22 protein-coding genes are annotated in these 23,393 nt (G+C 46.1%); 12 read left to right on the top strand and 10 right to left on the bottom strand.

Going from position 1 to position 23,393, the window contains the following annotated elements; genetic code table 11:
* Positions 1-57 precede the first annotated feature (57 nt).
* From ftsX to ftsY, 3 genes are read right to left on the bottom strand one after another with little or no spacing between them, the layout of a single operon-like run.
* Positions 58-1,038, bottom strand: a complete 981-nt coding sequence (ftsX, locus tag IUA53_RS02195; RefSeq protein WP_196898190.1) for a permease-like cell division protein FtsX — start codon at positions 1,036-1,038, stop codon at positions 58-60.
* On the bottom strand, positions 1,035-1,727 hold the full coding sequence (gene ftsE / locus IUA53_RS02190) for a cell division ATP-binding protein FtsE (RefSeq protein WP_044058265.1): 693 nt from the start codon (positions 1,725-1,727) through the stop codon (positions 1,035-1,037). The genes ftsX and ftsE overlap by 4 nt, the downstream gene beginning before the upstream one ends.
* Before the next feature lie 29 nt (positions 1,728-1,756).
* Entirely contained in the window at positions 1,757-3,238 is a 1,482-nt protein-coding gene (gene ftsY / locus IUA53_RS02185) for a signal recognition particle-docking protein FtsY (protein WP_196898189.1), read from the bottom strand.
* Between the two features lie 66 nt (positions 3,239-3,304).
* Between ftsY and rsmD the strand changes: the two genes are divergently transcribed.
* Positions 3,305-3,961 (top strand): 16S rRNA (guanine(966)-N(2))-methyltransferase RsmD, encoded by a 657-nt coding sequence (gene rsmD, locus IUA53_RS02180; RefSeq protein ID WP_196898187.1) that lies wholly within the window; start codon positions 3,305-3,307, stop codon positions 3,959-3,961.
* Here the strand turns inward: rsmD and IUA53_RS02175 are convergent.
* Positions 3,958-4,536 carry a YjaG family protein gene (locus tag IUA53_RS02175; protein WP_196898185.1) on the bottom strand — a complete coding sequence of 193 codons (579 nt, stop codon included), beginning with the start codon at positions 4,534-4,536 and terminating at the stop codon, positions 3,958-3,960. The genes rsmD and IUA53_RS02175 overlap by 4 nt on opposite strands.
* Positions 4,537-5,139: a YhgN family NAAT transporter gene (locus tag IUA53_RS02170; RefSeq protein WP_196898183.1), complete on the bottom strand. Its 603-nt coding sequence runs from the start codon at positions 5,137-5,139 to the stop codon at positions 4,537-4,539.
* 341 nt (positions 5,140-5,480) lie between these two features.
* Here IUA53_RS02170 and IUA53_RS02165 point away from each other — a divergent pair, with 341 nt between their 5' ends.
* On the top strand, positions 5,481-5,663 hold the full coding sequence (locus IUA53_RS02165) for a hypothetical protein (RefSeq protein WP_044058270.1): 183 nt from the start codon (positions 5,481-5,483) through the stop codon (positions 5,661-5,663).
* Between the two features lie 74 nt (positions 5,664-5,737).
* Here the strand turns inward: IUA53_RS02165 and pepB are convergent, their stop codons facing one another.
* Positions 5,738-7,027 carry an aminopeptidase PepB gene (pepB, locus tag IUA53_RS02160; RefSeq protein ID WP_044058271.1) on the bottom strand — a complete coding sequence of 430 codons (1,290 nt, stop codon included), beginning with the start codon at positions 7,025-7,027 and terminating at the stop codon, positions 5,738-5,740.
* Between the two features lie 89 nt (positions 7,028-7,116).
* Here pepB and sfsA point away from each other — a divergent pair, with 89 nt between their 5' ends.
* The 7 genes from sfsA to panC all read left to right on the top strand — a co-directional run bounded on the left by sfsA (position 7,117) and on the right by panC (position 13,167).
* Positions 7,117-7,818, top strand: coding sequence for a DNA/RNA nuclease SfsA (gene sfsA, locus IUA53_RS02155; RefSeq protein ID WP_196898181.1), 702 nt, complete (start codon positions 7,117-7,119; stop codon positions 7,816-7,818).
* Positions 7,819-8,038: 220 nt separating this feature from the next.
* Positions 8,039-8,488, top strand: coding sequence for an RNA polymerase-binding protein DksA (gene dksA / locus IUA53_RS02150; RefSeq protein WP_044058273.1), 450 nt, complete (start codon positions 8,039-8,041; stop codon positions 8,486-8,488).
* Between the two features lie 109 nt (positions 8,489-8,597).
* Positions 8,598-9,542, top strand: coding sequence for a tRNA glutamyl-Q(34) synthetase GluQRS (gluQRS, locus tag IUA53_RS02145; protein ID WP_196898179.1), 945 nt, complete (start codon positions 8,598-8,600; stop codon positions 9,540-9,542).
* A gap of 98 nt (positions 9,543-9,640) precedes the next feature.
* Positions 9,641-10,972, top strand: a complete 1,332-nt coding sequence (pcnB, locus tag IUA53_RS02140; RefSeq protein WP_196898177.1) for a polynucleotide adenylyltransferase PcnB — start codon at positions 9,641-9,643, stop codon at positions 10,970-10,972.
* Positions 10,965-11,462 carry a 2-amino-4-hydroxy-6-hydroxymethyldihydropteridine diphosphokinase gene (gene folK / locus IUA53_RS02135; RefSeq protein WP_044058276.1) on the top strand — a complete coding sequence of 166 codons (498 nt, stop codon included), beginning with the start codon at positions 10,965-10,967 and terminating at the stop codon, positions 11,460-11,462. Before pcnB ends, folK begins: the two co-directional genes overlap by 8 nt.
* 51 nt (positions 11,463-11,513) lie before the next feature.
* A complete protein-coding gene (gene panB / locus IUA53_RS02130; protein ID WP_044058277.1) occupies positions 11,514-12,308 on the top strand; it encodes a 3-methyl-2-oxobutanoate hydroxymethyltransferase in 795 nt (264 codons plus the stop codon).
* A 10-nt stretch (positions 12,309-12,318) separates the two neighbouring features.
* Positions 12,319-13,167 (top strand): pantoate--beta-alanine ligase, encoded by an 849-nt coding sequence (panC, locus tag IUA53_RS02125; RefSeq protein ID WP_044058278.1) that lies wholly within the window; start codon positions 12,319-12,321, stop codon positions 13,165-13,167.
* A gap of 112 nt (positions 13,168-13,279) precedes the next feature.
* Here the strand turns inward: panC and panP are convergent, their stop codons facing one another.
* The 4 genes from panP to IUA53_RS02105 all read right to left on the bottom strand — a co-directional run bounded on the left by panP (position 13,280) and on the right by IUA53_RS02105 (position 17,519).
* On the bottom strand, positions 13,280-14,905 hold the full coding sequence (gene panP / locus IUA53_RS02120; RefSeq protein ID WP_196898175.1) for a pyridoxal-dependent aspartate 1-decarboxylase PanP: 1,626 nt from the start codon (positions 14,903-14,905) through the stop codon (positions 13,280-13,282).
* A gap of 202 nt (positions 14,906-15,107) precedes the next feature.
* A complete protein-coding gene (gene trmB, locus IUA53_RS02115) occupies positions 15,108-15,779 on the bottom strand; it encodes a tRNA (guanine(46)-N(7))-methyltransferase TrmB (RefSeq protein WP_044448861.1) in 672 nt (223 codons plus the stop codon).
* Positions 15,779-16,594: an ABC transporter permease gene (locus tag IUA53_RS02110; RefSeq protein WP_196898173.1), complete on the bottom strand. Its 816-nt coding sequence runs from the start codon at positions 16,592-16,594 to the stop codon at positions 15,779-15,781. Before IUA53_RS02110 ends, trmB begins: the two co-directional genes overlap by 1 nt.
* A 4-nt stretch (positions 16,595-16,598) precedes the next feature.
* Entirely contained in the window at positions 16,599-17,519 is a 921-nt protein-coding gene (locus IUA53_RS02105) for an ABC transporter ATP-binding protein (protein ID WP_196898171.1), read from the bottom strand.
* 566 nt (positions 17,520-18,085) lie between these two features.
* Between IUA53_RS02105 and pdsR the strand changes: the two genes are divergently transcribed.
* The 3 genes from pdsR to IUA53_RS02090 all read left to right on the top strand — a co-directional run bounded on the left by pdsR (position 18,086) and on the right by IUA53_RS02090 (position 23,389).
* Positions 18,086-18,775: a proteobacterial dedicated sortase system response regulator gene (pdsR, locus tag IUA53_RS02100; protein ID WP_044058283.1), complete on the top strand. Its 690-nt coding sequence runs from the start codon at positions 18,086-18,088 to the stop codon at positions 18,773-18,775.
* A 12-nt stretch (positions 18,776-18,787) separates the two neighbouring features.
* Positions 18,788-20,965, top strand: coding sequence for a proteobacterial dedicated sortase system histidine kinase (gene pdsS, locus IUA53_RS02095; protein ID WP_196898169.1), 2,178 nt, complete (start codon positions 18,788-18,790; stop codon positions 20,963-20,965).
* Positions 20,966-21,094: 129 nt separating this feature from the next.
* Positions 21,095-23,389 (top strand): TonB-dependent receptor, encoded by a 2,295-nt coding sequence (locus IUA53_RS02090; protein WP_044058285.1) that lies wholly within the window; start codon positions 21,095-21,097, stop codon positions 23,387-23,389.
* Positions 23,390-23,393 lie beyond the last annotated feature (4 nt).

Genomic DNA, 23,393 nt, shown 5'->3' with positions numbered 1-23,393 from the left:
GTGCTGTCTTGTTTAGCTGCTAGCTTGGCTCAATCTGCCTACCTTAGTTCAATCTGCCTACCTTGGTTCGATCTGACTAACGTGGCGCTGCACTGATATACGTGAACCCAATAGGCCAAGCGCCACTGACAAGCCTAGCATGGTCAGTAGTGCCGTGCCTGTAAGCCCTGTAATATTAAATTCTTTTTGATACATAGCGGCAAATGTTTGAATGCTACTGTCCATCCACCACAGAATAATAATCACAGCGAACCACGCCATTAAGCCACCTAGCAAACCATACCAAAACCCGGTATACAGAAACGGACGATGAATAAATGCGTCTGTGGCGCCCACCAGTTTCATTACCACAATTTCATCATGTTTATTAAGTATATTGAGGCGAATAGTATTGCCAATAATCAGCACCACAGCCACAAACAGAAGCAGACCGATAAGGGTGACTAAATCACTGGCAATGTCCACTAGCGCGTACAGGCGCTCTAACCACTCAATATCTAGCTTTCCGATATCCACTTCTCGCTGTTGCGTTAACTTATTCAGTAGCGCTTTTGCGGCTGTAGGCCCAGCGTGCTTATCAGTTGGGGTCACTAACACCACATCGGGTAAGGGGTTAGATTCTAAATACGCAATGGCATCACCTAAGCCAGACAAATGCTGGAATTCTTTTAGTGCATCATCCGCGGGTATGTAAACGACTGTGTCAATTTCTGACCAGGTGTTTAATCGTGCAACCAACTGCTGAGCACTGGTTGACGATGTAGACGATTTCAAAAAGAGCGATATTTCAGAAGCTTGCTCCCACCCCGCGGTAATCTTTTCTGTATTTTTTACCATGATATAAAGTGTACTAGGCAAGGTTATGCTTAACCCCAGCACACCAATAGTCATTAACGAGGCTACCGGTTGACGCCATAGCTCACCAAGACTAGACAATGCTTGCCTAACATGGCTAACAAAAAACATCACCAAAGATTGAATAACCCCAATTTTGACACGCGACGCCCCCGCTTTTCGATTTGAAAAAAGAATACTCATGATTGCCAACCTTCATCCAAACTGTCGTTGAGGCCGTCAGTGATCATTTGCCCATTTTTCAATGTCAATGTACGGTATTTCATACGTGCTATTAGCCCCAAATCATGGGTGGCAATGAAGACAGAAACCCCCGCTTGATTGAAATCTTCAAATAAGCGGATAATTTCCATAGACAGTTTTGGATCTAAATTACCGGTAGGCTCGTCGGCAAGAAGCAAAGGCGGTTTGTTCACCACTGCACGGGCAATGCCCACACGCTGTTGTTCACCACCAGATAGCATAATAGGCAGGCTTCGGCTCTTATCCCTTAACCCAACCATTTCTAACGCGGCGTCTACGCGCTTACTGATTTCTTTGTGGGTGTAACCTTCAATCACTAAGGGTAATGCCACGTTGTCAAACACCGACTTATCCATAAGCAGCTGATGACTCTGGAATATCATGCCTATATCACGTCTTATATAGGCAACATCTCGCCGTTTGATGGCGTTAAGATCGTGGCCGTTAATTAAAACGCGCCCTACGGTAGGGCGCTCCATAATACTGATGAGTTTAAGCAACGTACTTTTTCCCGCGCCAGAATGGCCGGTTAAAAACGCCATTTCCCCTGGGGCAATATGAAAGTTAACCTTACTCAGTGCACGTTGGCCGCCTGGGTAGGTTTTGCTTACCTGCTCAAACTTAATCATGAATGTTCCCTACAAAATGCCAGTGAAATTTATTTTGCGACGTCGCCACTCTCTATTTCACTAAACAGCGCATCGATGAACTCTTGGCCATCAAATTGGCGGAGATCGTCTATGCCCTCGCCCACTCCGATATATCGAATAGGTATACCAAATTGATCAGCAATAGAGAAGATGACCCCACCCTTAGCCGTGCCATCCAACTTCGTTAAGGTAATACCTGTTAGCCCTACGGCTTCATTAAAGAGCTTCGCCTGGCTTACTGCATTTTGGCCTGTGCCGGCATCTAGCGTCAGCATGACCTCGTGGGGGGCATTTGGGTTAAGTTTTTTCATCACCCTAACCACTTTTTTCAGCTCTTCCATAAGATTATTTTTGTTCTGTAAGCGACCCGCTGTATCCGCAATAAGTACATCGCATTTACGGGACTTAGCCGCTTCTAAAGCGTCATACAATACAGATGCACTGTCTGCACCTGTGTGTTGTGCGATAACCGGTATATTGTTGCGTTCGCCCCACACTTGTAGTTGCTCAACGGCCGCCGCACGGAAAGTATCACCCGCCGCTAACATGACCTTTTTACCTTGCTGCTCAAATTGCTTAGCTAACTTGCCTATGGTGGTGGTTTTACCTACGCCATTAACGCCTACCATCAAAATAACAAAAGGCCCATCTTGCGCGTCGTGGCTTTGCATAACGTCTGGTAAGGGTTGATTTACCTTGGCGAGCATATCTGACATTTGCTGTTTTAAAATATCGAGCAAGGCTTCGGCATCTTTCAAATCTTTTCGAGATGCACTGTCTGTTAAATGGGTAATAATTTTTTGTGTGGTATCCATCCCCACATCGGCGACAAGCAATTGCGTTTCTAAATCTTCGTATAGCTCATCATCTATGGTTTTTCCCTTAAATAAGCTAACAAACCCGCTGCCTAAATTAGCCTTTGTTCTCGATAAGCTATCTTTTAAACGTGAGAAAAGTGATTTCTTTTCTTTTTTCTCTTGCGCTGTTGGCGTGGCGCTTTCTTGTTTTAAGCGCGCAACAGCTTCCTCGGTTTGCGCTGTATCAACGACCCTTTCCGTGGCAGGCACAGCCTCACTGACACTGGCGGTATCGACACTGACATCGTCTTTTGCGGTAGGCGTATCTACAATGGCATCAGCCTCTACGGGCACACCTTCGTCTCTTGTCGCCTCTGGCGCTTGATCGGACATCAAGTTTTCAGTTTCTGAAGGTGTAATAGGTGATTGCGTCGTTAGCACATCATCTTCGGCGTCACTGCCTGGAACTTCTAATGGTGTGACATTTTCTTCAGCAAGCGCTTGCGGTACTTCCTGCGTATCGTCACTGACGGTGACGTCAGGTATGTCAGATGAACCTTGCGGCTGCGTACTGATTTCGTTGCTATTGTCTGTATTCGACTCAGAAAGCGTGGAATGCTCTGTTTCGTTTTGAGTCGTTTTTTGTTTATCTGCTTTTTTGTTCTTGCTGAACCAGCCAAAAAGTTTCGACATAGTGAGGACAAATCCTTATAAATTCTGCGCAAATTCGGCTACACTGGCCGGATATTGTATGAACCAATGATACCACTGTCAGCTACCATGAAGCGAGTTTCTCGCCCTGCTAGGGCATCATCAAACACAAATCGTAGAAATACTACGCATAAAGCCGGAAAATCAGGTCATATTCGGATTATCGGCGGTCAGTGGCGAGGTAGAAAACTCCCCGTTATCGACGCAGAAGGTTTACGCCCTACCACCGACCGAAATAAAGAAACCTTGTTTAACTGGCTAATGCAATATACGCAAAATGCCCGTTGTTTAGATGTGTTTGCTGGCGCAGGCAGTTTAGGTTTAGAAGCGCTTTCACGCTACGCGGCAAGCTGTGACTTTATTGAACTTGATAAACAAGCAAGAGAGCAATTAGTCGATAACCTTCGTACACTTGCGGTTTCAAAAGAGAGCAGTGCGTCGGTTCACCCAGGTGACGCTCTTGCCGTTTTACCTCAACTAAACACACTTCCCTACGATATTGTGTTTGTGGACCCGCCATTCAATAAGGGATTGGTCGAGCCAACGTTAATTGCCCTCGACGCATTGGCCTTAGTGCATCAAGGCAGCCACATTTACGTGGAACACGAAGCCGCCTTACCGCCTCTTTCGTTACCTGACCATTGGCAGGTCATTAAGGAAAAACACACCAGTGCACTGCGCTATTTTTTAATAGCAGTCAGTTAGAGCGCCAGCCCTATATTGGATATACCCTCTTCTAACGCAATAGCTTTTAATTGCTGAGCGGCTTCCTTTGGCGTGCTTGATTGCTCTACGCATGCCAGCAACGCATCTTGCACCGCAATTTCAAATTCCATTAAAGGATGAGACTTCACGGTGTCATCATCGGCTTCATCACTGGCAAGTAAATAGGCTTCTACACTGCCCTGTGACAGCTTGCTCACAACCACGGCACCTTGTGGATCATCACCGGCTAATAAATTAAGTACCGCAGCCACACCAATCGCGGCATCGATTGCTGGGTATACGCCGTAGGTATCAAAGTCTTGCGTGTCTGGCGTGCCTACTTCCACTTTCTCCAGTTGCACCCCAATATTAAATTTACTCTTAGGGGAAGTTATGGCCTCCCATACTAAATCGAGACAGCTTCGTAGGTTGGCTGGCTCTTCGTACTCTGACACTTCGCAAAAAAGTGCGTAGTTAGGGATCATACGCTCTAAAAGAGAAGCGCTAAATGCAACGGCTTTCCAGCCTTCTAACGCGCGAACCCGTGCGAATGTATTAAGTTTTTGCTTTGCCATTTAATTTGCTCCGGTGGCATGCATAAAGTATTGGGTGGCACCATCAAGTAACATCTGGATTGCGATCATAACCAAAATCATGCCCATTAATCGTTCCATTGCCACCAAGCCTTTTTCGCCTAGTAGTTTATGAAACACCCCTGAAAACATCAAAATAATAGCGCTCACCGACCAAGCTGCGGCCAAGGCTATTGACCAGTCTGTCATGCGGTCTGGATTCTGATTTGCTAACAAAATTAGCGCGGCCAACGTGGAGGGACCCGCAATCATTGGAATGGCCAATGGAACCAGGAAGGGTTCTTCTCCTACTGCCAGCCCACTTTGGTGACCGGCGGAGGGAAATATCATTTTTAGTGCGATAAGAAAGAGAATAATACCACCAGCAATGCTGACCGTTTCCTGTCCCACGTTGAGGAAGTTTAACACTGACTGACCGCTAAATAGAAAAACAAACAAAATGACAAGCGCGAACACAAGCTCTCTTATCAATATCATTTGTCTTCGTCGGGGTTCTATTGATTTTAGTACCGACATGAATATCGGTAGATTGCCCAGGGGGTCCATGATCAAAAATAACATGACTGCGGCAGACCAAGTGTCCATGGGTGTTTATTCTCCAATAGATTCCTGCGTGTACGCAGAATAAATGGTGCTATTTGTACGTGATGGGCAAAAAAGCACTCGAAAAAAATGAGATTTAGGCTTAACTATAAAGATTACGTCCTAAGAATACACCTTAAGATTACGCCTTAAGATTACGCCTTAAGATTACGCCTTAAGAACAATGCCATATCTGTACTACTTTTGGTGTAATAGCGAATCGGTTCTCTTGTTTCGCTGTGAAACGAATGTATTCACTGAGTACGGTTAAGGTGATTGGCGTAGAGTGTAACCAAAATTAGAAAGAAACCCAATAAAATACAACAACGTGTGGAATCAGCAGAATGAGTTTAATGACGGTAAAAGAAGTGGCTGCCTATCTGGGTGTGAAAGAAGTTCGTGTGGAAAGGCTAGAGCGTGAAAGCTTATTAGTATCGAAAGAAAAAGACACCGACGGTAACCCCCTTTTCGACAGCGGTGATGTGGATCGTTACAAGCAATTAGCCGAGCGATTGGGCGGAATTTAATTTTCCTCCTTCACGCATTTACCCCCTATACGTGCCACACGGGAATGTGACACGCAAAGGGGGAACATGTGTAGTTAGGCTTTGAAATCGTGAAGCATACGAGCAATAGCTCGGATGCCTTTTGCTGTTGCCCCAACAGGCATTTCTGCCGTTGCACCACCATGATAAGCTGCAGCTAAATCTAAATGCACCCACCCCTTGCCTTGTGGATTAACAAAACGAGACAAGAATCCAGCCGCATTCGATGCGCCGCCGCCTCCGCCCCCTTTCATGGGACGGCTATTCGCAGTATCGGCAAATGCCGATGGACAACGATCGGCGTGAAACGCCTCCAAAGGTAACGGCCAAAAACGTTCATTTTCAAGTTTAGCGGCATTCAGCATTTGCTCGCGAGCACTGTCGTCTTTTGAAAATACGGCATGATAGTCAGAACCCAGTGCCACCATTGCAGCCCCCGTTAAGGTAGCAGCATCGATAATCAGTGGCGCGCCCGTTTCCGTTGCCGCCATTAAGCCATCAGCTAATACTAAACGACCTTCGGCATCAGTATTCACGACTTCTACCGTCACCCCATTTTTATAGGTGAGCACATCACCAAGCTTGTAAGCGTGGCCGCTAATCAGGTTTTCCGCACAGCATAAAATAAGTTTGATACGCTTATTAATACCTTGGGTAATGGCCAATCCCAATGCGCCTGTCACTGTCGCTGCGCCGCCCATATCGCATTTCATGTCGAGCATGCCTTCGCTCGATTTGATGCTGTAGCCACCGCTATCAAAGGTTATGCCTTTTCCTACGAGGACGGCATCAACGGGCGCGTCAGCATTGCCAGTGGGGTTGTAATCTAGTTCTAACATGGCTGGTGGCCGTTCACTGCCACGCCCCACATTGTAAATACCCACCCAACCTGCATCTTTTAATGCTTCGCCTACGGTCATCGTGAAGCTAACTTTGTCTTGACCTAAGCTTTTTACCCATTGCGCAGCGCGCTGAGCCAAGGTTTCGGGGCTTAAATCTTCTGGGGTGTCGTTCACCAATTGGCGGGTAAACACAAGTGCGGCATATTCTTGCGCCAATTGCGCTTGGTCATCGTTGTCGGCCCAAGTAATAGCACCCGGATGACGGGCACGGGTAAAGCTTAACGCAAACGCCCATTGCTGTTCTTTTTGCCAATCACCCGTTAAAGTAACCGCCGGTAAATTAAGACCGTCTAACTTACGGGCCGCTTGGGCAATCGCACGCTCACTGTCGCTGTCTTGTGCTAGGTGAATCACCGCGCCGGTTTCAGTAAATGAAAGCCGTGCATTTTCGCCCCAAGGCGCGCCAGCCTTTTCGTCACTCAAGCTAACGGTAAAATCTGCCATGGCAAGTTTATCCTTATATCATTATCAATTTATGTTGCGGTGCTGCTTCAATTTAACCGCACCATCACCCGTGCTAGGAGGCTGAAAGCATGCAATATTCAACACCCTTAATTCGCGGCACATTAGTGAAACGCTATAAGCGTTTCTTAGCTGACGTGACCTTAGAAAATGGTGAAGTTGTCACTGCACACTGCCCGAATACCGGCGCCATGACCGGTTGTGCTGAACCTGGCTTCACCGTTTATTTAAGTGAATCAAACAACCCAAAACGTAAACTTAAATACACTTGGGAGCTAGCACAAACCTTTCATGGCGACTTCATTGGCATTAACACGCACAATGCTAATAAACTGGTGGCAGAAGCACTAAATAACAAGGCCATACCCGCTTTTTCTCACATAGAAAGCGTAAAAGCGGAAGTCACACCGCCTGGCGCTGATAGCCGTTTTGATTTTGCCTGCGTAGCGAATAATAAAACCCAATACATTGAAGTGAAGTCATTAACCTTGGCTCGTGGCGAACAGGGATTTTTCCCCGATGCAGTTACCGCGAGAGGAGCGAAGCACTGCCACTCTCTTGCTGCACTTGCGCAACAGGGTATACACACCACGCTTATTTTTTGCGTGCAACACACCGGAGTAACCTCAGTGCAAATTGCGCAAGACATTGATCCCCTTTATGGCGAGGCCGTAAAGATTGCCGCCCGTGCTGGCGTCAGCATCATGGCATTATCGTGTTTCATTGATGAACAAAAAATTTATATAAATCAACCACTCCCTTTAAACTTGTAAAAAAGAGGTTGATTTTTTTTAATTCGCCTTCATATTTGCGCCTTGTTTTACCAGAAGGGCGACTATTTGCGTTGACTGGTAACTGTGTTAATGAATTCACGAATTCCCATTAGCATACTAATTACATAGACACGAGTCATTGCCTGAAATGCGCGATTCTGCTATAGATATGCGATTCTTTCGGGACAAAATGGATGTCGTAGTGTAGGAGATGTGGCATATGCCAACAGGAAAAGAAACAAAATCCCTGGGACTTTTAGCCCTTGCAGGTTTACAGCCTTACGAAGCAAAAGCTGACGAAGAATATATGGGCGAACCGCAAATGGAACATTTCCGTTTGCTACTTAAAGCATGGCGTAACCAACTTCGTGAAGAAGTTGACCGCACTGTAACCCACATGAAAGACGAAGCGGCTAACTTCCCCGATCCCGTCGATCGTGCGGCGCAAGAAGAAGAGTTCAGTCTTGAATTACGTACCCGTGATCGTGAACGTAAGCTCATTAAAAAGATTGAAAAAACACTTAAGCGTATTGAAGAAGACGATTTTGGTTTTTGCGACCAATGCGGTATCGAAATTGGTATTCGTCGTCTAGAAGCCCGCCCTACAGCCGATTTATGTATCGATTGTAAGACAATGGCGGAAATTAAAGAGAAGCAGTTACAAGGATAATTCACTTGTAATGAGCAAACTGCCAACCGAATACTCGTTTGGCAGTTTGTTGCTATTGCGCTTACCACTAGCGCTATATAACTGCGCCAATAGCTAATGTTAAGTGCCTATGACCCACACAGCTATATCCCCGCACAGTCATCATTCTGCTTATGTCGGTCGCTTCGCGCCCTCGCCTTCAGGTTCACTCCATTTCGGTTCCTTAATCACAGCCTTAGCCAGTTATCTTGATGCAAAACATCACAAAGGGACTTGGTTAGTACGTATGGAAGATATTGATGAACCAAGGTGTGTAAAAGGCGCTGATGCTGCCATTCTCACTACGCTTGAACGTCATCATTTACAGTGGGACGGAGATGTTCTCTATCAAAGCCAGCAGCACCCCAGATACCAAGAGAAAGTGAATCAACTTTTACAGCAAGGTGCTGCGTATTATTGTCGGTGTACCCGTAAGCAAATAAAAGCCATGGGCGGGCGGTATAATGGCGAATGCCGCACACAAAACATCGTGGACGATGGTCACGTCGCCGTGCGAATGAAGCTGGACAATCCACTGATGTCGTTTGACGATGGAATGATTGGGCACGTCGACGCAGGGGGTGAACCAGAAGACTGTGTTATCAAGCGCCGTGATGGCTTGTTTTCTTATCACTTAGTCGTCGCCCTTGATGATGCTTACCAAGGGGTAACCCATATTGTACGTGGCCGTGATTTACTTGATGTAACCCCGTTTCACAAAACCCTTTATGCCGCCTTAGGTTGCCCACCGGTATCCTATTGTCACGTGCCAGTGGCTGCTGTCGCTGCTGGACGAAAGCTCAGCAAACAAAACCATGCAAAGCCAGTAAATAACAAACACGTGATGACAAACTTGCTTCACTGCCTGCAATTTTTAGGTTTGGCCAACGTAATGCCGTTAGATTCTCAGCATTATTCCAGCCCAGAATCTTTAATTTCTGCCGCAATTAGCCATTGGGATAGGAAATTAGTACCAAATACTGCTGAAATTATTGTCGATAGCAACGAATCCACTTATTATAGCCAACCTTTATAACCTTCGGAGACTCCGTCATCATTCATCGTGTTTTCAATTCTGTTAAGCGTGCCTTTACCAAGGAAAACACTGCTGACACCGCACTAATCCCTCGCACCATGACGCGAGGAGAACATGGTATATCTCGCGAAGATGTAAGTCCTAACGCGTTAAAAGTGATGTACCGCTTAAATGGCGCGGGCTTTGAATCCTACTTAGTTGGCGGTTGTGTACGCGATATTTTGATGGGGCATGAGCCCAAAGACTTCGATGTGGTCACCAATGCGACTCCCGAGCAAATTAAAGGCTTATTTAGAAATTGTCGTTTAATCGGTCGACGTTTTCGTCTAGCTCACATTGTTTTTGGCCGCGAAATCATTGAAGTCGCCACCTTCCGAGGCCATCACAGTGAGCCTGATAGTAACGATGAGGCTGCTGGCGATGGTAAAGCGGCAAAAGCCAAGGTTACGGCCAAACAAGACGCCCACGGACAACTGGTTCGCGACAACGTATTTGGCACCATTGAAGAAGATGCTGAACGTCGCGACTTTACCTTCAATGCCATGTACTACAGTGTGGCGGACTTTACAGTAAAAGACTTTGCCGGAGGCTTAGAGGCCATAGAAAAACGCGAAGTTAGGCTGATTGGCGACCCCGAAGTGAGATACCGTGAAGATCCGGTGAGAATGCTTCGTGCCGTAAGGTTCGCCGCTAAGCTGTCTATGTCCATTCACCCGGATACCGCGACACCTATAAAGAAACTCGCAAGCTTACTGACGAATATTCCACCGGCCCGTTTGTTTGAAGAGACCCTTAAGCTCTTTCTTTCGGGAAAAGGGGAAGCGACCTTCTTGATGCTGCGCGAATACGGCCTGATTGCGCCATTGTTTCCGCAAATTGAACCCTTTTTAGCCGACGAAAGCTGTCGCGAAATGCAGTTTATCCTTAAGGTATTACGTAACACCGACGATAGAATCAACAATGATCAACGAGTGACACCTGCCTTCTTGTATGCGGCGCTACTGTGGTATCCACTAGAAGAAAAGAGCCAAATTTTACAAGCTGAGTCTGGGTTAAATGCTCACGATGCTTTTAATATTGCGTCAGGTGAAGTCATTGCCAAGCAAACTCAGCGCATCATGATCCCGAAGCGTTTCTCAACGGTGATGCGCGATATCTGGATTTTGCAGCAACGCTTACCTAAACGATTTGGCCGTCGAGCTTTTCAGTTACTTACCCATCCTAAATTTCGAGCGGGCTACGACTTCTTATTAGTGCGTGGTCAAATTGAAGGGGGTGAATTGTTGGAGTTGGCCCAATGGTGGACTCAATTTCAACACGCTGATGCAACGAAGCAAAAGGGCATGCTAAACGCACTACGTAAAAGCGAAAACGGGCCTAGACCACGCAAACGCAAACGTCGACCAGCAAAGAGGCCTCCTGATGCATAAAGAGCATGTATACCTTGGCGTCGGCAGTAACCTGGAAAACCCTATTAAACGCGTCACAGACGCTTTCTCTGCCTTGCACACCATTGAAGATACACGGGTATTAAAAACCTCGTCGCTTTATAGTAGCAAGCCTATGGGGCCGCAAGATCAACCGGATTACATTAATGCTGTTTGCTTAATCGAAACGGCACTTAAGCCCCATAGCCTGCTAAAACAACTCCAACAGGTGGAGCTCGACTTTGGCCGAGAACGTAAAGGCGAAAGGTGGGGAGCGAGAACCCTTGATCTGGACATATTACTTTACGGTAGCCAACAAATAAAAACCGCCGACCTCACTATTCCACACATAGGCATGGCGGAACGCGAGTTTGTGATGGTTCCCTTGTTTGAAATTGCACCAAGTATGATAATGCCAGATGGAAAACCCATTTCTCATTGGGTGGCTAACTGCGCTCTTGATGGGCTAAAACGCCTACGCTCTTCCAATTAGCCGCAAAATCCGTATAGTTCGCCACACGATATCAACATCCGGATGGTTACCATGAAAAAAGTTACCGTTTCTGGTTTGCTTAAGAAGAAGCAAGCCGGAGAAAAAATCACCTCCTTGACCGCTTACGACGCCAGCTTCGCTAAGATGTTTGACGAACAAGGTATTGACGCGTTGTTGATTGGTGACTCCTTAGGCATGGTACTTCAAGGCGAAGACGATACCTTACCTGTAACTATCGATGATATTGCCTATCATACACGTAGCGTTAGAGCGGGAACGCAACGGGCGTTTGTGTTAGCTGACATGCCATTTATGTCATACGCCACACCAGAGCAAACCTATGCAAACGCAGCAAAACTAATGGCTGCAGGCGCAAGCATGGTGAAAATGGAAGGTGGACGCTGGTTATGCGAAACCATTCAGGGGTTAAATTTGCGTGGTGTCCCTGTGTGTGGTCACCTAGGGCTAACGCCTCAGTCTGTTCACGTGTTTGGCGGCTTCAAAGTTCAAGGAAGAGATGCAGATAAAGCGCAACAACTTATTGAAGAAGCCAAAGCCCTAGAAGCAGCAGGTATTCAATTATTGGTGCTTGAATGCGTACCTTCGTCACTTGGTAAAGCGGTGAGTGAAGCGCTCACTATACCGGTTATCGGGATAGGTGCGGGCAAAGATACCGACGGTCAAATACTAGTTATGCACGATATGTTCGGAATAAGCGCCAATTATATGCCTAAATTTTCAAAGAACTACTTGAGTGAAACCGGAGATTTGCGCAAAGCAGTTCAACAATACATTTTAGAAGTGCAAAACGGTGAATTCCCGTCAGCGGAACACAGTTTTGAGTAAAGAGGTTTTTATGCAAGTTGTCGATAATATCGCGGCGTTACGTGCGCTTACTCGCGAATGGAAGCGCGATGGCAACACAGTAGGTTTTGTTCCCACCATGGGAAACTTACACCAAGGGCACCTTAAACTCGTGAAACGTGCGAAAGCACATAATAGCAAGGTGGTGGTAAGTATCTTTGTAAACCCATTACAATTTGGGCAAAACGAAGACTTAGATGCCTATCCTCGTACCATTGAAGAAGATAAGCAGAAGTTAATCGAGGCGGGTGTAGACGCAGTTTTCATGCCCTCTGTAAGGGACATGTACCCACGAGGGCTAGATCACCAAACCTTTGTAGAAGTGCCTGACATCTCGAACATCTTGTGTGGTGCAAGCCGTCCTGGCCACTTCAGAGGCGTAGCCACTGTGGTGTCCAAGCTGTTCAATATGGTTCATCCTGACGACGCTTTTTTCGGTGAAAAAGACTTTCAACAGCTTCAAGTCATACGGTTAATGGCGCAAGATTTGTCTACCGGCATTGTTATACACGGTGTGGAGACTGAACGAGACGCAACCGGCTTAGCGCTTAGCTCGCGTAACGGTTATTTATCGGCAGAACAAAAGCATACAGCGGCATCTATTTACAAACAAATGCATATTGCCAAAGCCCGAATCCTTGATGGCGAGCGAGACTTTATCACTGTGGCAAACGACCTCGCAGATGCGTTAGAAAATGTCGGCTTTAAAAAAGACTATGTGCATGTAGTTAATGCCCATACGCTTAAGCCAGCCACCCAAGAAGATACCCATTTAGTGATTCTTGTGGCTGCGTTTTTAGGCACTACTCGTCTTATCGATAACTTACAAATTAACCTGTAACGTTTAAACGCCACATAACGACAAACGAAAATGCCCCCGCACTTCATGCAGGGGCATTTTTTATTGTGCGTGTCCGGTAAATCCGGCCACTAAACTTAAGGATGCTTAGCCGTTATGCTGGGTCTTGCGCAGCCAACTGACTGAGTGATTGCCATAATGGCGTACTGGTGGCAAGGAGGTGTTGCTCTGCCAAAATGGCGGCTAAATCATTGTGACTGGTTAATGGGTTAGCCAAAACCACCCTGAAAACCGTTATGCACTTTGCTGGGTAGTCTGGCGCTTCTAAACGGGTACGTGACACGAAAGATTTGCCCGCCTCACGTTGTTGCTTCTGCACACTCACCACCAGCGTATCAATTTTTTCATTAATTTCATCACGGGTACTGTCGTCTACCTGCTTTAAGGTGTGTTGCAAGGCTTGTGGGCAAATGCGATAGGTAAGCAACGACAAGGTAGGTGACGTGGTTAGTTCAAAATCAGGGTGTTTATCTATCATGTCAGCAAAAGCTTTGGCTTTTTGAATACTTCTATCAATAAGCAATTCATAGCCTCTGCGCCCAAAAATATGTAGCGCTGAGTAGACCATCATGGCCATACCGTTTCTTGAACCTTCAAGGGTAGTGGCTCCTAAGTCCTTCGAGCCTGCGCGCAGAATGTATTGTGCATGATGACGTACGGCATTGGCGTTTTCGGGGTCTTTAAAGAGCGCCATACCTGCCCCCATAGGCACATACATTTGCTTATGCGCATCTATGGTCACTGAATCAGCACGTTCAATCCCTTTCAGTCTATCTCGGTATTGTGAAGAGAAAAGCGTAGCTCCCCCCCACGCAGCGTCGACGTGAAACCAGCAACCTAATTGCTCAGCAACATCCGCCAACTCGTCTAGCGGGTCTACGTGACCGGTTTCAGTGGTTCCACCTACGCCCACAATAGCCAGTAACTTGTTTCCTTCCTCTTGATAACGTTTACCTGCGCGTAAGGCTTTTTCAGGATCTAGCGTTTGTTGAGGCGCTGGTAAGGCAATTAACTGCTCGCGGCCTAATCCTAAAGCGTCGACAGCTTTAGACAGAGAATAATGCCCTCGTTTACTGCACATCACCCCTAAATGATTGATGTTGTGAAAACGGTAGGCGGCGGCCAGACCCGCTTTAGCCACGCCAGCAAACCCTGGCTGTGGCCCTAGCAGTTTGTTTCGCGCTACCCAAAGGGCAGTGATATTTGCAATAGTACCGCCTGAACAGAATGCGCCAAGTGCATGTTGCGCGCTGTGTAAGTGTTGCTCGTAGAAGGCCTCTGAACGGTCGTATACTAGATTGTGCAACATCCCCAAGACTTGACGCTCTAGCGGCGTGAAAGCTTTCGAGGTTTCTATTTTCACCAGGTTTTGGTTTAAACCAACCATGAGCTTTGAGAGGGGTAAATGAAAATAGGGTAACGCAGAGGTCATATGCCCAATAAAGGTAGGCGAGTATGTGTTCACCGAGTGCGCTACCAGTTTATCTAACAAGGTTTCCGCATGGGTAGAGACAAACTCTGGCGATTCAGGCACTTTCGCGTTGGCAAAGTCTTTTTCAACCTCTTCAAGGGAGGTTTTTTTAGTGACCACGTGCTGCGACAAAAAATCTAAAATATTGTCGGACAAATGCTGTTCTATTTGCGCCAGCTTTGAGTCTTTGTGTTCAGGCTTGGTAAAGACCCTAAACAAGTGCTCCAGACTAACTTGAGCTTCACCCACTAAACACACCTCGCTAAACGATAAAACTTATGTACATCGACAATACTTGTTGGTCAATGCTCATCACCTTGGACTGATTGGTTATTCCCTATGAAAACTTATCACAACACTTTCAGGGTGACGAACTTTACCCTAGATTGACGAACTCGCCAAGAGGTAACATAAGGCATTTGTTTGCCCTACACGATAGCTGACAAGGGTGCTATCGTGACTCTTCCTGCCCACAAAGAAGCTGCCAGCATACTTGGCCGCTAGCGCGATATTTGCGTTCAAACGGCGTCATGCTCTTATCTCCAGTAATTTCAATAATATCTGACTGAATACCATATTGCTGCGCCGCTTGCGCAAATTCCAGCAAATACACTAACCAATTACTGCGAACCTCAATATGCGGGGTAATGGCCATCAAGTCCACCATCGCAGCACTTGCATGCCAGCGTTTTTGCACTTGTGTTTTTTTAGGATAGGGGTTCGGGTATAGCAAAAAGTGCTTATGGACTTGCCACTGATGGCGGCGCACTAAACGCCAAAAATCGTTAACATCCGCACGCATAACGCGGTAGTTATCTTGCCCAGCTGCATAGTGCCCGTGCTTATCCACACGCTGTGCGGATTTATCTAGGCCTATGACCCTATGTGTCGGGTACGCGTTCGCGATATTCGCAGTACTTTCTCCGACCCCACAACACGAATCTAAAATGATGTTGGAAAAGTCTCCATTTAGCCATTCACACACGTGGTTAAAAGCCGCTTGTGTATGCTCCCCGATAGGGCGCAAATTTTCTGACGTTTTGTACTTTTTCACCACATCATCAAGCTTCTCATGCACGCCTTGTTGATTAGTGGAGATAGCACGGGAGTTGCCAGTGGTCATTAACTACGGATCCCTTTTCCAGTTTTAAGTAAATAATAGGCAATGCCAAAAAGCACGACATTAAATATCACTAATAAACTCAGGGAAAAGGTGACTGGAACATCAGAAACACCCAAAAAGCCATATCTAAAGCCGTTTACCATATAAACAACAGGGTTGGCTTTACTCACCCATTGCCAAAATTCAGGCAATAAGGTTAGCGAGTAAAAGACGCCCCCTAAGTACGTTAATGGGGTTAATACAAACGTTGGTACCACGCTGATGTCATCGAAGGTTTTCGCAAACACCGCATTGATTAACCCTGCGGTGGCAAAAAGCGTTGCCGTTAATACTAGGGTAAGGGCGATGATGCCCAAGTGATGAATTTGCACATCAACAAAAAATAACGACACCAAAGTAACAATAATACCAATCAAAATGGCCCGGGCCACACCGCCGCCTACATACCCTAAAATAATCACCGAGGTGGGCACGGGGGAAACCAGTAACTCTTCAATGTTGCGCTGAAATTTCGCGCTAAAGAAAGAGGAAGATACGTTCGCATAGGAGTTGGTTATTACCGACATCATAATGAGGCCTGGAACAATAAACTCCATGTAAGTAAAGCCACCCATTTCACCAATGCGGTTACCGATTAAGTTGCCAAATATGACGAAATATAGGCTCATGGTAATGGCGGGTGGCACGAGGGTTTGTACCCAAATTCGTAAAAAACGTGTGCACTCTTTTATCCAAATAGTGGTCAGTGCCACGTAGTTTTGTTTAAACCAACTTACTTTTTTGTCTTGATTCATTAAGCTACTTTCTTGCTTCATTCTTTTACCCTGCCTGCTTCGCCGTTTCCACTAGGCGAACAAACAGCTCTTCTAGCCTGTTTGATTTATTACGCATACTCATCACTTGAACACCCTGTTCACTTAACTGAGTAAACACCGGGTTTAATCCCTCGGTTTTCTCAACATCAACTTCTAACGTGTGATCATCGATTAAGCGGTACTCAAACCCTGTTAAGCTGGGCGCTTGCACCGTGGTTTTAATATCCAACACAAAAGTTTCAATACTCAGTTTGGAGAGTAATGATTTCATACTGGTATTTTCTACAATAATCCCCTTGTTAATAATGGCGATATTGCGGCACAACATTTCAGCCTCTTCAAGGTAGTGAGTGGTTAAAATAATAGTGATGCCTTGGCGGTTAATCTCTTCTAAAAAGCCCCACATAGAGCGGCGAATTTCAATATCAACCCCCGCCGTAGGTTCGTCAAGAATCAGTAGTTTTGGCTCATGCATCAGGGCACGCGCTATCATTAATCTGCGTTTCATACCGCCAGAGAGCTCACGGGCACGGGCATCTCGCTTTTCCCACAAATCCAGCTGGGCTAAGTATTTTTGTGCTCGTTCTTTGGCCACGGAACGAGGCACACCATAGTATCCGGCTTGATTCAGCACAATCTGCATGACAGTTTCAAACTGATTAAAGTTGAATTCCTGTGGCACTAAGCCAATACAGGCTTTTGCTTGTTCCATTTGGCTATTCAAATCGAAACCAAATACAGACACCTTGCCATTGGTTTGATTAACCAACGAGCTAATGATGCCAATGGTGGTGGACTTTCCCGCCCCATTTGGCCCCAGTAGTGCGAAGAAATCGCCTTGCTCAACCGTGAGATCTACGCCATTTAACGCTTGCACGCCGCCTTTATAGGTCTTTGTTAACCCTTGAATATCTAACGCTTTCATGAAATGCCCGTGTGTTGAATGCTACTGTTTATTCACGTTGGTGAGAGGTGCCTGCCAAAAAAACATGTAGGGTATTATATTGCTTCTCGCCCTAGTGTACCCTAATCCATTGATTAAGTTGATCTCACTCAGCAATTCCTTGACCCAACACATGTGAATAATAAGGCAAACGCCTACCTTGTGCCGTTGTTGATTAATAATAGTGAAATTCCATATTTCAACCCTAAGCGCCACTGATTGGGCAACATGAATGACATAAAATAGAAAGCTGATAACGACAATAAAAAAGCGCTGTGCTTCGGTTGGGGACAAAACACAGCGCAAAGGGTAGGTGACCCAAGTTGGGGTGTGCATGAAGGCATACATGATTTCAAGCACCTGATAAGTAAAACATCACGATGAGGCATTGTTGGGGAGCGAAAGGGGAAAAGTTCCGACGATTACGGGCAATTATGTCAGCATTGTGGCCAAGTTATGCTTTTTTTGCCGAACTCAGGCAATTGTGAAACTTGCACGGTATAGTACACACAATATCCATGTTCCTCTGTAAATGAAGAGTGATTTTTATGCCTAAAACCATTGCTTTGGTTGAAGATGATGCCGCGATTAGAGAAAACTATTTGGCGGTTTTACGCGCTCAGGGTTACCACGTAGATGCCTATGAAGATAGACCCAGCGCGTCACGCGCATTTAATGCAAACCTACCTGACCTTGCCATCATTGATATCGGCTTAAAAGAAGAGATGGAAGGCGGTTTTTTACTGTGCCAGCAACTACGCAACTTGTCGCCAACCTTACCGATAATCTTTTTCACTGCCCGTGACAACGATGTGGATACTATCAGCGGGCTTAGAATGGGCGCAGACGACTACCTCACCAAAGACATTAGTATGGCGCATTTGTTGGCCAGGATTGCGGCTTTGTTTCGCCGTATAGACTTGATGCGAGCGCCAAAGGCACAAAATGATGAAACTGTGATTGGAGAATTACGTGTTGATGCATCGAGAATGACAGTGAGCTGGAAGAATGAACCCGTGGCGCTAACTGTGACCGAATTTTGGATGCTACATGCTTTAATTAAACATCCCGGACACGTTAAAAGTCGCCAGCAATTAATGGATGAGTCTCGTATGGTGGTTGACGATACCACCATTACCTCACACATAAAGCGGATGCGTAAAAAGTTTATTCAGCTTGATGCTCAATTTGATCATATCGATACCGTATACGGTATGGGTTATCGCTGGCAGCTATAGGGCATTCACCTAATGCGGTTTCGTTTTTCCATACGTCTACAGCTTCTGGTGCTGTCACTGTTTTTATTTGCTATTCCGTATTTAGGATACAAATACGTATGGGAATTAGAACAGTATTTGCGCATTGGCCAAGAACAAACCATGATTGGTACGGCAAGAGCCGTGGCCACTGCCCTACACGAACGCCCTGCGCTGTTTGACAGTCAATCTGCGTATCTAAAGAATGTACGCCCAGGCACAGATCTTTACGCACCGCCTATACAATACCCTATTCAGCTTGATGGCGAACTTAATGATTGGCAGCGAATTGATCACTTGGTGGCAAGTTATGGCAGCGATGAAGTCGTCGAAACCTACACAAAGTCACTGGCTAACCCCAACCCCACTTTACGCTTCAAACACATGGTGGGTCGTTACGGCCAGTTTTTGTATGCTATGTTTGAAGTCACTGATGATGTATTGCTTTGGCGTCAACCCAATAGTTTAAGTGTAGAAAGAGCAGACCATTTACTGATTGGGTTAAAAACGCCACAAGGCGACCTCGCACGCTATGTTATCGCCCCTTTTGAGAGCGGATGGGTAAACGCGTATAAGTTGTCAGATAACCCCAACTCCTATCGTGCGGTTAAGAATGCCCTACAGATACAAGGACGCTGGCAGCAAACCGCCACCGGCTACAATATAGAGCTTCGTTTTCCTTTATCGATGACAACAGATGCTTTGGGCTTCGCCATTGTAGATGTTGATGATGATAGGACTAGAGAGAAACGACACGCCATTGGCACTGCTAACCCTAATCATATTGAGGAGCTAGGCACCGTAGTTACGCCGTCACCGGAAATTGAACGAATATTGGCGGGATTGAAATACGCAGACTCACGGGTTTGGGTGATAGATAAACACAAACGTGTGCTTGCTCGGGCCGGCGATATTCAAACCGCCCCAGGTATTGCAATAAAAGATGCCAGGCGCGAATCGCAAGGTGTTTGGGGATGGATAGAATCCCGTTGGCTACTGCCCCTTTATTACCATATTCTCACAAAACCACCGGCAGATTTCGTAGACGAACTAGAAGACGCCTATGCCCTTGCCGGTCAAGATCTCGGCAAGGCCCTTGCTGGTCAACCCGATTCTTTATGGCGTCTTAGTCCAGACAATAAAGCGGTGATTTTATCCGCCTCTTACCCTATTTTTATTGAAGGTAACGTGATGGGCGCGGTAGTGGTAGAGCAAACCACAAATGGTATTCGTTCTTTGCGTAACCGCGCCTTAGAGCAACTTTTCCACGTAATACTGGCAGTCATGCTACTTGGTACAGTAGGTTTACTATTATTTGCAAACCGTATCTCTGGCCGCATTCGCCATTTACGGGACAGCACCGAGCGTATCATCGACAACAACGGAAAAATTGTGGGCACCTTACCTGTGAGTAAAAATCAGGATGAAATTGGTGATTTATCTCGTGCGTTTTCAGATGTACTTCAACGTTTGCAGCAATATAACTCGTACCTGGAAAATATGGCGGCGCGATTGTCTCATGAGCTGCGAACGCCCATTGCCATCGTTAAATCTTCGCTAGACACCTTTTCGCAAATCGATGATGAGTCTCAAAAAGATATTTTTATACAGCGAGCGCAAAGTGGAATTCATCGACTCAGTACCATTTTAAATAGCATGAGCGAAGCCACAAGATTAGAGCAAGCCCTTGTGGATGAAGAACGCGTAACCTTTCAACTCGCTAACGTAGTTGAAGGATGTGTTGGCGGGTACGTGCATGCCTACACGCAACGTAAATTCAGCTTTGCTTGTCATACCGACAACAGTAAATTGCATGGCTCACCAGACTTAATCGCACAAATGTTGGATAAAGTGGTAGCAAATGCCGTTGACTTCAGCCAAAACAATGATGAAATAAGCCTCTCCATTTCGCAAAAAGATAAACAAATTCAGCTTATTATCTACAACCCTGGTCCATTACTTCCCGATGGTATGAAGTCGCAACTCGTCAATTCTATGGTCTCCGTGCGTGCCGATGCCACACGCCATGAAAAGAGTGATACCCCCCACTTAGGCCTAGGTTTGTTTATTGCCGACCTTATTGCTAACTTTCACCGCGGCACCCTTAATATTAGCAACGCCCCTGATTTTAGTGGCGTAGAAGTGATTTTTACCTTCCCCACCTTAAAGTAACACTTAAAACTTTGTTAAAATAACATCAACATGATAATTATTATCATTTGTATTTACAAATATTTTGACTTTCTTTACACTTCTGATCACACACATACAGATACTTCAAAGAAGACACTAGGAAACACAATGAAAAATAAAAGCTTATCGATGGGTGCATCTACCATTGCTGCGGCCTTAGCATTTGGACACAGTGCCGCATTTGCGCAAGATACCGATGTTGATTGTAAAGACTTAACGGCTGCAGAGTGCGCAAAACAAAGCGACGAGGCCATTGAGCTCATTCGAATTCATGGCGTTCAGCAGTCGATATACCGTTATAGCAAGTCTGGCGATCCTCGCCGTGTTGCGGATTTAGTTGATACACCACAAACCATTAGCGTTCTTACTCAAGACCAAATTCAAGAGAGCGGAAAAACCGACCTTAAAGATATTCTTTCAGCGCAGGCCGGTGTAACGCTGGGTACTGGTGAGAATGGTAATGCTTTTGGTGATCGCTATATTATTCGAGGCCACGAAGCCCGCAGCGATGTTTTTGTTGATGGACTGCGTGACCCAGGCATGACCACGCGTGAAAGCTTTGCTACCGAACGTGTTGAAATTACGAAAGGCCCAAGCTCTACATTTGCCGGTCGTGGTTCATCAGGCGGTGCGGTTAACTCTATTACTAAAAAGGCGTCAACCAGCTACAACTTTGGCCGTGTAGATGCAGCCATCGGTACCGATGAACATACTCGTTTTACTCTCGATTTAAATAAGACACTTACCGAAAACAGCGCCGTTCGTTTAAACGCCCTGACGTCGTCAGAAGACAAGCCAGGTCGCGAAGGTATTGAACGGGATCGTAATGGCCTTCAGCTTTCTTATGTAAACCAACCTACCGATCGCTTGTCGTTTACTGGTGATATTTACTATCTTGATGCGGAAGATAAGCCTGACCTTGGCAGCTACTTCGACCGCGATGCCGGCTATCCTCTTGAAGATATTCCAGTATACGCACAAGATGAAGACTTCATGAACTCAGAAGTGACGACCTTTACACTGCGTACCGAGTATGAAATTAGTGACAACGTGCGTTTTTATAACGCGACCCGCGTCGGCAAAACAGAAAATGAATATGTCACTACCGGTATGCGAGGAACAAACCGAGACGCAACCGACCCTGATGCCCCTGGTGCCTACACGCTCTCGCTAAGCAATCACCAAGGCTGGCAAGATGTTGACTATGTCACTACTCAGTTTAACCTATTCTGGGACACGCAATTTGCCGGATTCGAGCATAAATTTGTGTTCGGTTTTGAGTACACCGACGAGTCAGTGGACAACGGTGTATTCAGTGTAGAATACGGAAATGAGTCAAACTGCTTAACCGGTGGTCGTCGTGGTGTATCTGAAAGCTACTGCCTGCTCGATGGTGATGGCAACATGGTAGACAACATCAACAGCCTAATGGGTAAACAAATCACCCGTGGTGATGCTGACGCGCTTTACGATATTGAAACCTACTCATTGTACGCAATGGATACCTTCGAGCTAACTGAAGCCCTTGATGTATTTTTCGGCTTACGTATAGATAGCTACGACTATAGCAACCAAACATCTTCTGAACTCTATGAATTCTCTGATGAACTTTATAACGGCCACGCCGGCCTTGTTTATGAAGTATCAGAGCACGGTAATATTTATGCCTCTTACAGTACAGCCACTAACATTAATGGCGGCGAGTCTGACCTAGGTGCTAACTGTGGCTATGGCGGCCTTTGCGGTACACCTGAGCAAGCGGCGCAAGCCGATCCTGAACAAGTAGAAAATATTGAACTTGGTACTAAATGGCTATTGTTTGATGAGAAACTCAGCGCTAATGCCGCTATTTTCCGCATCACCAAAAGCGATGTACACGAAAGCGTAGGCGATGCATATTCTACGCTAGGCACACTAAACACCGGTGAGAACCGCGTTGAAGGTGTAGAATTTGGTGTGAGTGGTGACGTGACTGAGAAGTTTAGCATTCAAGCGTCTGCGGCCGTTATGGACTCTGAAGTACTAGACTCTTATTCTGACGATAACATTGGCCTTGCACTGAGTAACTTTGCTGATAAGAGCTTCTACCTACAAATGCGTTATCAACCCAACGAGAAGTTCGCGTTCGGTGGTGATTACAGCTATCAATCTGAAATGTATGGTGGCCAACCCGATACGGCGGCGGGTTACGATGCTGATGCGGGTGAATACAGTATTCGCGTACCTGACTATCAAGTTATCAACCTCTTTGCTAACTACTATCACTCAGAATCATTGACATTCCGTGTTAATATCGGCAATGCCCTTGATGAAGAGTACTGGACAGCGGCATACCGTTCTGGCGCCTTCATGTACATAGGTGATGGCCGTAATATTACCGGCACCGTGAACTACGAGTTCTAATTAG

Origin of the sequence: Alteromonas sp. B31-7 (assembly GCF_015767655.1) — a bacterium.
Lineage (GTDB): Bacteria > Pseudomonadota > Gammaproteobacteria > Enterobacterales > Alteromonadaceae > Alteromonas > Alteromonas australica.
The sequence above is the reverse complement of the archived record's forward strand: the minus strand, read 5'-3'. Positions and strand labels throughout refer to the sequence as shown.

Bases quoted from the DNA above. Each gene is read 5' to 3' on its own strand.
- gluQRS (WP_196898179.1), top strand. From the start codon at position 8,598: ATGACCCACACAGCTATATCCCCGCACAGTCATCATTCTGCTTATGTC.
- panC (WP_044058278.1), top strand. From the start codon at position 12,319: ATGCAAGTTGTCGATAATATCGCGGCGTTACGTGCGCTTACTCGCGAA.
- ftsE (WP_044058265.1), bottom strand. From the start codon at position 1,727: ATGATTAAGTTTGAGCAGGTAAGCAAAACCTACCCAGGCGGCCAACGT.
- IUA53_RS02110 (WP_196898173.1), bottom strand. From the start codon at position 16,594: ATGAAGCAAGAAAGTAGCTTAATGAATCAAGACAAAAAAGTAAGTTGG.
- IUA53_RS02175 (WP_196898185.1), bottom strand. From the start codon at position 4,536: ATGGCAAAGCAAAAACTTAATACATTCGCACGGGTTCGCGCGTTAGAA.
- pepB (WP_044058271.1), bottom strand. From the start codon at position 7,027: ATGGCAGATTTTACCGTTAGCTTGAGTGACGAAAAGGCTGGCGCGCCT.
- dksA (WP_044058273.1), top strand. From the start codon at position 8,039: ATGCCAACAGGAAAAGAAACAAAATCCCTGGGACTTTTAGCCCTTGCA.
- panB (WP_044058277.1), top strand. From the start codon at position 11,514: ATGAAAAAAGTTACCGTTTCTGGTTTGCTTAAGAAGAAGCAAGCCGGA.
- ftsX (WP_196898190.1), bottom strand. From the start codon at position 1,038: ATGAGTATTCTTTTTTCAAATCGAAAAGCGGGGGCGTCGCGTGTCAAA.
- IUA53_RS02105 (WP_196898171.1), bottom strand. From the start codon at position 17,519: ATGAAAGCGTTAGATATTCAAGGGTTAACAAAGACCTATAAAGGCGGC.
- rsmD (WP_196898187.1), top strand. From the start codon at position 3,305: ATGATACCACTGTCAGCTACCATGAAGCGAGTTTCTCGCCCTGCTAGG.
- pcnB (WP_196898177.1), top strand. From the start codon at position 9,641: ATGACGCGAGGAGAACATGGTATATCTCGCGAAGATGTAAGTCCTAAC.
- pdsR (WP_044058283.1), top strand. From the start codon at position 18,086: ATGCCTAAAACCATTGCTTTGGTTGAAGATGATGCCGCGATTAGAGAA.
- folK (WP_044058276.1), top strand. From the start codon at position 10,965: ATGCATAAAGAGCATGTATACCTTGGCGTCGGCAGTAACCTGGAAAAC.
- ftsY (WP_196898189.1), bottom strand. From the start codon at position 3,238: ATGTCGAAACTTTTTGGCTGGTTCAGCAAGAACAAAAAAGCAGATAAA.
- IUA53_RS02170 (WP_196898183.1), bottom strand. From the start codon at position 5,139: ATGGACACTTGGTCTGCCGCAGTCATGTTATTTTTGATCATGGACCCC.
- sfsA (WP_196898181.1), top strand. From the start codon at position 7,117: ATGCAATATTCAACACCCTTAATTCGCGGCACATTAGTGAAACGCTAT.
- pdsS (WP_196898169.1), top strand. From the start codon at position 18,788: ATGCGGTTTCGTTTTTCCATACGTCTACAGCTTCTGGTGCTGTCACTG.
- trmB (WP_044448861.1), bottom strand. From the start codon at position 15,779: ATGACCACTGGCAACTCCCGTGCTATCTCCACTAATCAACAAGGCGTG.
- IUA53_RS02090 (WP_044058285.1), top strand. From the start codon at position 21,095: ATGAAAAATAAAAGCTTATCGATGGGTGCATCTACCATTGCTGCGGCC.
- IUA53_RS02165 (WP_044058270.1), top strand. From the start codon at position 5,481: ATGAGTTTAATGACGGTAAAAGAAGTGGCTGCCTATCTGGGTGTGAAA.